The sequence below is a fragment of the Flavobacterium potami genome, from assembly GCF_020026915.1.
GTDB lineage: Bacteria > Bacteroidota > Bacteroidia > Flavobacteriales > Flavobacteriaceae > Flavobacterium > Flavobacterium potami.
In genome coordinates, this window is record NZ_JAINUY010000002.1 from 416,821 (window position 1) to 429,758 (window position 12,938).

At 34.2% G+C, this 12,938-nt stretch carries 10 protein-coding genes; 2 read left to right on the forward strand and 8 right to left on the reverse strand.

What is annotated here, in order from left to right:
* Positions 1-15: 15 nt before the first annotated feature.
* The 7 genes from K6T82_RS07620 to K6T82_RS07650 form a co-directional block, all read right to left on the reverse strand.
* Positions 16-2,793 (reverse strand): T9SS type A sorting domain-containing protein, encoded by a 2,778-nt coding sequence (locus K6T82_RS07620; protein WP_223705339.1) that lies wholly within the window; start codon positions 2,791-2,793, stop codon positions 16-18.
* 384 nt (positions 2,794-3,177) lie between these two features.
* Entirely contained in the window at positions 3,178-3,483 is a 306-nt protein-coding gene (locus K6T82_RS07625; protein ID WP_223705340.1) for a DUF6787 family protein, read from the reverse strand.
* Positions 3,484-3,516: 33 nt separating this feature from the next.
* Positions 3,517-3,954, reverse strand: a complete 438-nt coding sequence (locus K6T82_RS07630) for a DUF6146 family protein (protein WP_223705341.1) — start codon at positions 3,952-3,954, stop codon at positions 3,517-3,519.
* 209 nt (positions 3,955-4,163) lie between these two features.
* Positions 4,164-4,727: a DUF937 domain-containing protein gene (locus K6T82_RS07635; RefSeq protein ID WP_223705342.1), complete on the reverse strand. Its 564-nt coding sequence runs from the start codon at positions 4,725-4,727 to the stop codon at positions 4,164-4,166.
* Between the two features lie 102 nt (positions 4,728-4,829).
* Positions 4,830-5,780, reverse strand: a complete 951-nt coding sequence (locus K6T82_RS07640; protein WP_223705343.1) for a D-2-hydroxyacid dehydrogenase — start codon at positions 5,778-5,780, stop codon at positions 4,830-4,832.
* Between the two features lie 127 nt (positions 5,781-5,907).
* Positions 5,908-6,978, reverse strand: a complete 1,071-nt coding sequence (gene serC / locus K6T82_RS07645; protein WP_223705344.1) for a 3-phosphoserine/phosphohydroxythreonine transaminase — start codon at positions 6,976-6,978, stop codon at positions 5,908-5,910.
* Between the two features lie 93 nt (positions 6,979-7,071).
* The gene (locus K6T82_RS07650) at positions 7,072-8,139 is read right to left on the reverse strand and encodes an acyl-CoA reductase (protein ID WP_223705345.1); all 1,068 of its coding nucleotides are present in this window, start codon (positions 8,137-8,139) and stop codon (positions 7,072-7,074) included.
* A 148-nt stretch (positions 8,140-8,287) separates the two neighbouring features.
* Here K6T82_RS07650 and K6T82_RS07655 point away from each other — a divergent pair, with 148 nt between their 5' ends.
* On the forward strand, positions 8,288-8,638 hold the full coding sequence (locus tag K6T82_RS07655; protein ID WP_223705346.1) for a 4Fe-4S dicluster domain-containing protein: 351 nt from the start codon (positions 8,288-8,290) through the stop codon (positions 8,636-8,638).
* Positions 8,639-8,804: 166 nt separating this feature from the next.
* Positions 8,805-9,968, forward strand: coding sequence for a hypothetical protein (locus tag K6T82_RS07660; RefSeq protein WP_223705347.1), 1,164 nt, complete (start codon positions 8,805-8,807; stop codon positions 9,966-9,968).
* 78 nt (positions 9,969-10,046) lie between these two features.
* Here K6T82_RS07660 and K6T82_RS07665 read toward each other — a convergent pair whose 3' ends face one another.
* Complete coding sequence (locus K6T82_RS07665) at positions 10,047-12,785, reverse strand: TonB-dependent receptor (RefSeq protein WP_223705348.1); 2,739 nt, start codon at positions 12,783-12,785, stop codon at positions 10,047-10,049.
* Positions 12,786-12,938: the final 153 nt, after the last annotated feature.

The following is a 12,938-nucleotide window of genomic DNA, read 5'->3' on the forward strand; positions in this document are numbered from 1 at the left end:
TCCTTTTTATTTTATTTATTGTACAATTATTTTTTTGACATATTGTGTTTTCTTGGTTTGAGGGTTTGTTACTTTAATTACAAAAACTCCTTTAGAATGCAGTTGAATGGTTTCTTGTGTGTTTCCTCTAATTTTTTGTTTCAATACTTCTTTTCCAGCAATATCATAGATTTTGACATCTGCAACTTCTGTTTCTTCACTGTCAATAAAAACAGAAAATGCACCATTGCTTGGAACTGGCCAAACGCTAAAATTATTTCTGATTTCTTTAGTTATGTCTTCTGTTCCTAAATTAATGCTTTGTCCGCTAATAATGTTTACTTTTCTTTTCATTGTACCTCCTTCAGAATCGGTTACAGTAAATTCAAAAGAACATAATCCGTTTGAAGCTGGTGTAAATGCCACAACATTGGTGTTTAATGTTGCGCCTCCATTTACAACATTTGAAATAGAATAAGAAACACCGCTAGTAAAACCTTGTGATAGTTTTTGAATGTTGATGTCTATTTTATTGCCTTGAGGAGATTCGTAATGAGGTAGTGACATCCATTGTAAATATTTATCCAAATTTGTATAACCGTCTAAATCTGTATCTGCATTAGAATCTGAGAAATCACCAGCGCCAGAATTTATATTCGTTCCAATAAGTTTCTCCCACCAATCAGGAAGTCCGTCTTTATCTGTATCCCAATTTGCATCTCTTGTTATGATTGGGTAAATTTCAAAACCTCCAACGTCGGCCTCGTTATCTGGAAAACCAGGTTTTTTAGTAACGCTTCCAACAGAAGAAGTTGTTCCGTTTAAGGTTTCGTTTATAATTCTTTGGTCGTGATCATCAAAAACAGGTTGTGTACATCCAACATCTGATAGAACAATTTTGTAGGCATTTTTAGCAGATTGTGTTGTTACGTAAGAAGGGAAAAAGGGTGTGTTTACAAAGTTTTCATAAGAAACAGTGTTTCCTGAAGCTTTTCTTCCAGCAGTTTGGTTGTTTTCATCGAAATATCCGGGCATGACATTTCCATTGAAATAACATTGTTGCATTCCTGTTCCAACTCCTTCGTTTTGTTGATTAAAAGCAACGAATATTTTAGATCCTGCTCCTGGTTTGTAATAGTTATTTACGAAGTTTACCTCTTTCGTTCCTCCGTCGGTTGTTCTGCCTCCCCAGTTGTATACAACATTGTTGGTAATGTCCATTCTTCCGGTATAAGCGCCACTTCCGTCCAAGCCACCACCAAGACTCCAGTTACGGCCGTAGCAATGTGCAAGTAAATTATGGTGGAAACTTCCAATATCACCACCAATAGTTGCTGCATAACCGTGTTCTGTACCGGCTGGATAATTTTGATGATTAGCAGCATTTAAAGCTTCAGAAATTAGTGTTCTCTGAAGTGTTATGTTTTTTCCGGATCTTGAACTGAAAGATTCGTCAATTGTCCAGCTGATAGAACAGTGATCAATAATACTGTTATCGGCGCCTGTTAATCCCATTCCATCGTAAGTTGGTCCAGCTCCAATTCGTACTCTTAAGTTTTGTACAATTGCGTCATTTCCTGTTACTCCAAAAGGGGCAGAACGAATACAAATTCCTTTTCCAGGTGCGGTTTGACCTGCAACAGTTACATAAGGCTGGCTCAAGACCAAGCGAGAATTTAATTGAATGATTCCAGAAGTATTAAAAACGATTGTTCTTGGTCCGATGTCGTTCGTAACAGCCTCACGGAAACTTCCAGGACCGCTGTCATCCAGATTGGTTACATAGACGACTTTTCCACCACGTCCTCCTCTTGCAAAACGACCATATCCTTCAGCATCTGGAAAAGCAAGTTGTGCAGGGCGAAAACGCCAGACATTTCCTTTTTCTATTCCGTTTGCTAAAACTTCGTCAATACGCCAGTAGTACGTTGCTCCGGTATATAATCCGTTTACTTGATAAGAATTGCTTGCTAAAGGTTGATTTCCTTTGTATTCTGGTGAAGAGGTTGTAGCCGCATCTACCGCAGCCTGATCTGTTCCGAAATAAATATTATGAGAAACGGCATTGGCAGCGCCAGTCCATTGCAATAATTTACCGCCTGAAGTCAATTCAACATGCTCGTCATTTTGTTTCGGATTTGGATTTGTTGCCTGATAGAAAATATTTGGGGTATTCAGTTCAAAACCATTAAACATGATGTTTTTTATGTTTTCTGTTCCCGAAGTTTCGGCAGCCATTAGTATAACGACATCATTTCCTGTGGTTGCCTGAAATTTTAGATAAACTGATTTTGCATCTGCAGTTTTGAGAGCTCTCACCGTTGGGATCAAGTTGTCTACTACTAAATTTCCATTAATAGAAATATCAATCGGGCTAAAGTTGTTTCCTTGAGGACTGTCAACAGCATTAAAAAAAGCTAAAAAGGTGTGTTCTCCAGTTGTTAATCCACTTATTTTAAGCTCGATTTGAGCGCCTAAATTTGCAGTTGTGCCTTTTACGGTAAGTCCGTCACTCACTAATCTTGCATAATATGGAGCTTGAATTCCGGCTTTATACCAGTTGGTTCCGAGAGCATCACCTTTGTCTCCAATTCTGGTTACGGTAAATGTTACTCCGTTTTCGGTATAAGTGCTCGTGTTTCCAGAAGCAACTACCCATGTACTGTAATCTGGATCGTTTACTTCTGTTTTAGGTCTTCCTGACTGATCAAAGTCAATTTTTACAATTGGATTTTGGGCAAAAATCTTTGTTTTCGGCGAAATGAGACACAGGAATGTCGCCATTACGGAGAGTTTTAAGTAGTTTTTCAGCATTTCAAATTGTGGTTTGGTTAGTAAGTAATTTTAGTTAGAAAGAAAAAAAAGTTTAAAACCTTGAATATCAGTTTTGAAGTGTATTCTAACTATTGTAAAGTTTGTTATTACTTAAAATAAAACTATCCTGTAGCGTCCTGTTCTGGTTGCTGATATGCTATTAATTTTGGAATAAAAAAATGATATGTGTTTTTTTATTGTAAAATTTTTAAAAAGTCAATATTTGATAAATAGGGCGATTGCTTCAAAAAAAGCTAAAATTATTACTTTTAAAAAACTGGGTGTTTTTTAGATGAAGAAATCGAAATAAAGTAAAAAATCATGATTAAGAAAGTATCTTAACCAGAACGGATTTTTAAAATTAAAAGAAGTTATGATGAAGGGTTAGTCTTTAAATAAAAATCCAAGTCCCATTCTTTTGAGCATTTTCTTTTCGAAATTCCAAAAAAAGCGGAATTGCCCAAAAATGGTTCCAATAGCAACCAATAAAACTTGATAAACAGGAAGTATAATTAATAAACGTATTAAGGTAAACCAAACAACACCTAAATCTTCTTTGTGGATTCCTACCCAATCACAAAAAGGTCTGGAAATCCATGCAGATGCCGATCCTGTGATGGCAAAAACAATTAGTATGATGATGGCTTGTAGGTTGGAAGTAATTCCCCAGCGTTCTTTTAGTTTGTTCATTATTTATTTATAACCATTACAAATATACTAACATTATCTTAATGGGACATAGCCCGCGAGCTTTTGTTTGTAAGTATTTTGAAAATAAATCATGTAGTTATAAATCAAATAATTTACTTCGTATCCATAATGAATTTGTGGCTGATAATCGATTCTCATTTCGTACAAATTTGGATTGTATCGATTGGGTTGCAAAACTCGATTATTCCATTCTGTAACATATTGATAATTTTTATTTTCAAGAAAAGCTAAACTGTGGTAATTTCTTGGTAGCGCTGTCGAGCTTAACCAATAATTAAATCCGTTATCAATAATGATGACTTCGTATTCGAGAGAATCGTTTGCTATTCTAATAGTGTCGTTTTCTGTTTTATTTGAAGGTGTTTTATGATTGTCCGCGATATTTTGCGAAGCCGTAGAACACGCAATTATCGTTGCCAATATAAATAATATAGAAATGCACTTTTTCATGATTTAAATTTACGAAGAATAGGCGAGAATGAGGAGAGGTTTAACAAGATTTTGAGGTTCAAAGAGGCAAAGTAACAAAGTGACAGAGTAGCAAAGTAGCAAGATTAAATCTTTAATGACATAAAGAAAAAAGCTGTTTGCAATTTATTGCAAACAGCTTCAATTATTTTTTAAGCCTTTGTCACTCTGTTACTTTGTAACTTTGAGCCTTATTTACTTCCAAACAATTTCCCGATAAATCCGGCAATACCTCCTTTGCTTTTGGTTACAACTAAAACATCTGCTACATCAACTTTTCCGTCGTTATTTTGATCTAGGCCGAATTGCATTCCGTATTTAGAGATTGTATCCATTATTCCAGATGCTTGGCCGCTGTTTCCTGAAATAGAATTGATAATATCTGAAATTTGAAAACTGTTGTCGTTGGGATCTTTTGCTTTATTTACTAAAGAGCCTAAAATTTGTGGGATCAAATTGGAAGCAACTCCGTTTGAGTCAGCGCTGCTTAAACCGAATTTTTGTCCAAGACTTCCGCTCAATTGTTGCTGGATTTGCTGTACTACTGGATTTGAGCTGTCAATAGCCGAATTTCCGTTAAATAATCCAGCGATTTGATCAGTTCCGCCTTCAGAAACAATTTTCTTTAATCCTTCAAAAATAGAATTGCTAGTTTCGCTTATAACGGCTTCATTGTGTTCATTGGGAACTGCGTTATTGTTTACGACAGCACTACCTCCGTATTGCTGTACTAATTGGGTTAATTGTTCAAACATGATATAGAGAGTTTAAAATTACACGCCAAAACTAATAAAAAGAAAGGGATTTACTACAAAAATGTAGTAAATCCCTTTAAAGATAATCTATTTTTTAATTACTTAGCTTAACAAAGTAATAATTTGTGATGCTAGTTCGGTACCAATTCTGTCTTGTGCTTCTCCAGTTGCAGCTCCGATGTGTGGAGTCAATGAAATTTTAGAGTGCATTAAGATTGCCATTTCTGGTTTTGGCTCGCTTTCGAAAACGTCTAAACCTGCAAAAGCAACTTTTCCTGAATCTAAAGCTTTTACTAAAGCAACTTCATCAATAACACCTCCACGAGCACAGTTTACGATTCCAACACCGTCTTTCATGATTTCAAGTTCTTTTTCTCCAATGATGTATCCCTCTTGAGCAGGAACGTGTAAGGTAATGAAATCTGCTTCTTTGAATAAAGATTCTAAAGATTGAGAAACGATTGTTGTAGTGATTGATTGTCCGTCGAAAAATTCAACTTTTACATCAACCTGTGGAATAAAGCTGTCAGCAGCGATAACTTTCATTCCTAAACCAAGAGCCATTTTTGCAGTAGCTTGTCCGATACGACCAATACCAACAATACCTAAAGTTTTTCCTCTTAATTCAGTTCCGTTAGCGTAAGCTTTTTTCAAACCGTCAAAGTTTGAATCTCCTTCAAGAGGCATATTTCTGTTAGAATCATGTAAAAAACGAACACCAGAAAATAAGTGTCCAAATACTAATTCGGCAACAGATTCTGAAGATGAAGCAGGAGTGTTAATTACATGGATTCCTTTGCTTTTTGCATAATCCACATCGATATTGTCCATACCAACACCACCGCGACCGATGATTTTGATTCCAGGACAAGCATCGATAATATCTTTACGAACTTTAGTTGCACTACGAACTAAAATTACGTCAATGTTGTTTTCATTAATATAGTTAGCTACTTGTTCTTGAGCTACTTTTGTAGTGATAACTTCAAATCCACCTTTTTCTAAGGCTAGAACTCCACTTTTAGAAATTCCGTCATTTGCTAATACTTTCATTGTGTGTATGTTGTTTGTTTGGTTAATCGTTAAATCGTTTATTTGTTTAATCGATTAAACCAGCTATTTGATTTTTCTTTTTTTGAGTTTGACGTTGTATCGGTTAAACGATTAACCAAATAAACGATTAAACTTTGCTTTCCAATGCTTTCATTACATCAACTAAAACCTGAACGCTTTCGATTGGCATAGCGTTGTAGATTGAAGCTCTATAACCACCAACAGAACGGTGTCCTGGTAATCCAGAAATGTTAGCTTCTTTCCATAAAGCGTCAAAAGTTGCAGTATGATCAGGGTTTGTTAGTAAGAAAGTAACATTCATGTTAGAACGATCTTCTACTTTTGCAGCACCTTTAAATAATGGGTTTCTGTCGATTTCAGCATAAAGCAATTCAGCTTTTGCATTGTTTAATTTTTCAACAGCAGCGATTCCACCTTTTTCTTTAATCCATTGTAAAGTTAAAAGAGAAACGTAAACAGAAAAAACAGGTGGAGTATTGTACATACTTTCTGCTTTAATATGTTTAGCGTAATCTAACATACTAGGGATAGTTCTTCCGTTTTTGCCTAAGATTTCTTCTTTAATTACCACTAAAGTAGTTCCTGCAGGTCCCATGTTTTTTTGGGCTCCAGCATAGATAATGTCAAATTTAGAGAAATCTAATTCACGAGAAAAAATATCAGAACTCATGTCGCAAACAACAGGAACATTTGTTGTTGGGAATTCTTTCATTTGAGTTCCGAAAATGGTATTGTTACTTGTGCAGTGGAAATAATCAGCATCTGCTGGAATTTCGTAACCTTTTGGAACATAAGTATAATTGTCTTCTTTTGAAGAAGCTACGACAACAGTTTCACCGAAAAGTTTAGCTTCTTTGATAGCCGCAGTTGCCCACGTTCCTGAATCTAAATAAGCCGCTTTTCCGTTTTCTTTTAATAAATTGTATGGTGCCATTAAGAATGCTGTACTTGCACCACCTTGTAAAAATAAAGCCTGATAACCTTTTCCTTGAAGTCCTAATAATTCTAAAGCAAGGGAACGAGCTTCCTCCATAACTGCAACGAAATCTTTGCTTCGGTGCGAGATTTCAAGGATAGATAACCCTGAATCATTAAAATTTAAAATTGCTTTTGATGCCTTCTCAAAAACTTCCTGAGGTAAAATACTTGGTCCTGCGCTGTAGTTGTGTTTTTTCATGGTTGTTGTTAATAGTCGAAAATTTTAAAGACGCAAATTTCGGCAATAAGAGCCGAAAAAGCGTTAAAATATTCGAAATAATTAAACAATTTATTACTTTGTTGTTAACAAAAACGTTATAGTATCGACATTATCTGCGTAATCCCACAATTGCGGTTTTTGTGTTTCTCCGAATGCAATGCTATTTTGTGTTAAATCATTGCTGACAATGCATTGAATTTGATCTGAGTCTGTGTGAAGGCGTTTTTCTAATTCTTCAAGACTTTCGTAGTATTCATAAAAAACGCTTGAAATAGGCGAGGCGTAGCTTGCGTCTTCTTTTAATGTTAAAAATCCGTTGTCTAATAACTTGAAATTACTCATTAAAAAAACAGCCTTATTATAATCATAATTATTAGCATATTTTTCATAATGAATGACATCCTGATATTTGAACATGGCTTGAAAAAAAGCATCAAACGAATAATCTTTTGGAATAAAAAGCTTAGAAACATTTCGGCATCCTAAACCAAAATATCGAAAAATATCTTCTCCTAAATTTTCTAATTGTTCGTTTGTTTCTTTTCCCGTTAAAATAGCGGCTGAATTTCTATTTTTACGAATAATAGAAGGTTTGTCTTTAAAATAATATTCAAAATATCTAGCAGTATTATTACTTCCCGTTGCAATTACGGCATCAAAATTTTCTAATTTTCCTTCTACAAAAGTGATTTTATCTTTAAAATTTTCATCAACAGCAATTAAGTATTTAGCTAAAAATGGTAGTAAATGCTGGTCATTTGACGAAGTTTTGATTAAAGCGCTATAACCTGTTATTAAAACAGATAAAAAATCATGAAAACCTACTAAAGGAATATTTCCGGCTAAAATCAAAGCAACGGTTTTTGATTTGTCGTTGTCCGGATCAATTTTATATGCCGAAAGCCATTTGTCTATATTTTCTGCTGTAAGAGCTTCAGCCCATGACTGTATAGAAAAATAAACTTGTTCAGGTGTATACCATCCGTTATGAGATTGCGATAAATATATCAGTTTTTCAAAATCTTCAAAAAAGATGTCATTATGCAATACGTCAGATTTTCGCTCAGATGCACCTTCAGAAAACTGACTTAAAAATTTTCCTAATTCAACAAAAACACTTTTTTTTGTTTCTAATGTCATAATGTTTGCTTATGAATTGTTTTGATTGTAATTTTGCACAAAAATAAGCATAATTAAGTCGAAAGTCAAAAGTCATAAAGTCAAAAGCTATACTTGTCTTTATTTTACTTAGAACTTTCAGGCTTTTAACTTTAAGACTAAGAAAACGATGGCAATTATTATAACTGACGAATGCATCAATTGCGGGGCTTGCGAACCAGAGTGCCCAAATACAGCAATATATGAAGGAGCAGATGATTGGAGATATAAAGACGGAACAAGTCTTTCTGGAAAAATTGTATTACCTGACGGAACTGAAGTTGACGCTGATGATGCACAAACTCCAATTTCTGACGAAATCTACTATATAGTACCAGGAAAATGTACAGAATGTAAAGGTTTCCATGATGAGCCACAGTGTGCTGCGGTTTGTCCAGTTGACTGTTGTGTACCAGATGATAATCATGTAGAAGATGAAGAAACGTTGTTGGAAAGACAATCTTTCCTACACGGAGAATAATCTTTCCTTTATTCATAATATAATCCTGAGCCAAAACTCAGGATTTTTTTGTGCCCTGAAATCAGGTATTTTTAAAAGGTACTTTGTTGATAGCTAATGTTTTATTTTTGAAGTGTTGCTTAATTGTTAAAAAAATAATACTTTAGTTGAAAAATTAACAATGCCTATGAAGAGATTGCTACTTTTATTTGTTGTTTTACTCAACTATGTAAGCGTTTTTGCACAAAGCGAAGAGTATTCTATTATTGTTAAGGATATAGAAACCTTGGAGCCAATACAAAATGCTACGGTTAGAATAATGAAAACCCAGCAGATTTTATTAAGTAATGAAGAAGGAAAAGTTACTTTTATGCTGACAGGGGGATCTAATGTTCAGGTTTCTGAAGCTAATTATGAAGATCTGACTGTACGTTGGACTTCTTTAAATGGAGAGCAAAAATTTGTTATTTATTTAAAGAGTAAGAACAATAAATTAGATGAAGTAGTTTTATCTAAGGAATCTCCAGAAAAAATACTGCAGAAATTGGTTAACAATTCTACTAAGAAAATTAGTGTTTCCCATAGACAGAAAGTATATGTGAGAGAGTTTTTTATGCTCGACAATCAGTATACATATTATAATGATGGGTTAGTGAATTTTCAATTTGATAAAAATAATAATGCAACAACTTTATTGGTTGAGCAAAATCGCTCCTACGGATTGTTGGAAGTAGATGTAAGTGCCGATTTGAAAGGATATAATTTGAATAATATAATGGAGAATTATTCGAATTTTAAATATTTTGATCCATTATTAGATTCAAAGTCAAAAAAATCATACGATTTTACAATAAAAGGGCATTCAAAAAACAAAGATTATTATATAATGACAGTTGTTCCGTTGGATAAAGCCAAAGAAGCAATTGATAATTTCGAAATCATTTATGATCCTTTGAAAAAAATTATTGTAGAATTTACAATTTCAACTACGCCTGCAACTCTTGATAAAGTAGAAGAAAAGACAAAAGAAGGCGAAAAAAACTTAACAAAATCTTTTGTAAAAGTAAATTATAGATGGGACGGAACTGATTATTATGTATTAAGTTCTAATGAAGAAATTGGTTATGATGTTGTTTTAAAAGACAGGACTAAAAATATTCAAGTTAGAAATAGCTTTGTGACAACAGGTTTTAATAAACAAAATTTCACTTATAATGAAAGTGATGTTTTTAAAGAGAAATCGCTTTTTAATAAGAAAAATAAAATCTTGACCAATTATTGGGATACTTCTGGTTTTACGGCTACTGATGAAGAAAAAGCCATTATTGCATCTTTAGAATTTAAATTGTAATTAAATAAATAGGAAAGAAAAATCCTGAACAATTAAGTTCAGGATTTTTTGTTTATGCTAATTGATAGAAGTTGAAGTCTAGAAATTAAATCCAAGTCTCGCATAGTAATAAGCTCCGTTGAATCCCATTTGTACGGCATCCCAGTAACCACCTGCTTCAACCCAATCATCTTGTTGATCAGGATAAATATTTAATAAGTTATTTGCTCCAATGCTAATTTTAGTTGATTTAGAAAGTTTAAATCCTAAAGTTAAATCGGTTACTATTTTTGCTCCGTAAGTATCTGTAGCTGATTTTTTCTGAATTGCATACAATTGATCTTCTGTTTGATCTGGAGAAGTTCTAAAATCTTCTGGGGTTAAATCACTCATTTGATAATCTAGCAATTTAACTTCACTAAATCTTGTAAAAGCTAATCCTGCATCAAACCATTTTCTACCATAATTTAGGTTTAAACCAAATTTGTTTGGCGGAGCAGAAGCTAATAAAAAAGCCCTGTCACGCTCTCCAAAGAAAGTCTTTTCGTCTAGGTTACCGTTTTTTACTTTATCAATTTTCATGTGATTAATGTTTCCTACCAGTGTAGCGCTTAATCGGTTTTCATTAAAACTCTTTTTCCAAGAAACTACCACATCCATACCAGTCGTTTTTGTGTCTACACCATTGACAAAAAATTGCGCTTTATCAACATTTGTCCCCAGTTGCGATGCGTCAAAGTATCCAGTTAATACGATTCTGTCATTTACATTAATTAAATATCCGTCTAAAGTTGCTGTAAAATCACCAAAACTAGCTGTGAATCCCAAAGATGCATTTACTGCTTTTTCTTCATTAAGTTTCTGAATTCCAAATGCTCTTGTTATTTCGCTGTCATTTGGCGCCAAAAGAACTTCTGTTGCCCCGCCAGAGCTAAAGTTTGTAAAACGTAGATTATAGTAAATTTGGGCTAAAGAAGGAGCACGAAAACCTGTACTAACAGAACCTCTAAGATTAATTTTGTCTGTTAGTTTTAGTCTAGAAGCGAGCTTACCATTTATTGTACTACCAAAATCGCTGTAATTTTCATAACGTACCGCTCCACTTACCATCCAAGCTTCAGTAACATCTAATTCTGCATCTGTGTATAAAGAAAAATTGGTACGGCTTTTATTTACTTCATTCAAAGGACTGTATCCAGGAAAACCCTGAGAACCTCCTGGTCGTGAAATTGTTGGAGAAGAATCTGGATCTGTTGGGTCATAATCCGGATTTGGAATTGTTGGTGCACTCTGTGTTGCAGGATCAGTAATAGGTACTCCATTTGTGTCATAAGTTGCATAAGAGCCAATTTCTCCCGCAAAAATCTCGAATTGCTCTACTCTAAATTCGGTTCCAAAAGCAATATTTAATCCGCCTAAAACGTCAGCATAATTTTTAGAAACATCTAAATTTGTAGTATTTTGAAGTAAGCTATGTCCACCGGCATCAAATTCTGTTGGCGAATTTTCTTCAAGAGAAGCATTGAGTGTTCCTTTAATATCATAATGAAATTTATTTTTTCCTAAGGTATTGCTTAAATCCCATTTCCAGCCGCCAGATGTTTCAGTTCTAATTCCAGCTGCAATAGAATTGTCATTTATTTTAGACGTAATTCTTGGCGTATAACCTCCTGGGTAGATTTCTTCAACCACTCTTTCTCCATCATTTCTGGTAAAGGCGTAGGCATCAGTATCTCTGAAATTACTTCCTCCAAAAGCATAAAATTGTGTTTTTTCAGAAATTGGAATAGCAAGATTTACAAATAAGTTTACTCCTTGAATTTCGGCCTCACCAAATCCTTTTCTAAAATCAAAACCTGGTCTTAATGTTTTGTTTTTGTTTAAAAACTCTCCGGTCACATTTACGTATCCTCCTTTATTTCCAATTGAAGTACCGTAATTAGCGGCAATTTTTACAGAGCCTCCATCAAAATCCTGATCTTTACCAAAAGAATTTCCATATCCCTTTTGGTCTAATCGATAGCCTTTTGTGTTGGCAGTGCCTTCAGGAAAATCTCCTTTAGCATGTGTGTTAAATGCGCCATACGTAATAGAGCCAGTAAATTCATCAACATTATCATTTGTTACAATATTTACGACACCTGCAATCGCATCAGATCCATATTGGGCGGCTGCACCGTCGCGTAAAATCTCTATTCTTTTAATAGATGCAGCTGGAATTGCATTTAAATCTGTTCCTGTATTTCCGCGTCCGCGTGTTCCAAATAGATTAATTAAAGAGGACTGATGTCTTCTTTTTCCGTTAATTAAAACCAAAGTTTGATCTGGTCCCATACCTCTTAAAGAAGCAGGATCTACGTGATCGGCACCATCAGAACCAGATTGTTTATTGGCATTAAACGATGGAGCAACATATTGAAGTAATTCGTTGATCTCTAATTTTCCACTTTGAGTTACTACGTCTTTTACGTTAATTACATCGATAGGAACAGCCGAATTTACTACGGTTCTTTTTGAATTTCTAGAACCAACGACAACGACGTCATTCAAAATTTGTCCATCACTTTCGCTAAGTGTGATGTCAATTTTATTAGTTGAAGCTATTTTTTCTACCGTTGAAAATCCAACATAACTAAAAATTAATGTTGCACCTTCTTTTACTTTTATTCTGTAACTACCCTCAAAATCAGTAGAAACGCCATTTGATGTTCCCTTTTCTAAAATATTAACGCCAGGAAGTGGTGCGCCAGACTTGTCTTTGACAAAACCGGAGACTTCTTTCTGTGCAAACAGAAATGCTGAATTTAGCAGAAATAGTAATAATGCAATCTTTTTCATGGTAAATGGTTTTTTGGTTTGTTTTTTGTTGATTAGGTTTATAAAATTAGCGTTTTTTAACAAAAAATTAATAAAATGTTTAAAAATTTTAAACGTGAGCTTTAAAATTATATTATTGAACATTTTTACTTCGCGCAAGAGGTATTAAATCTT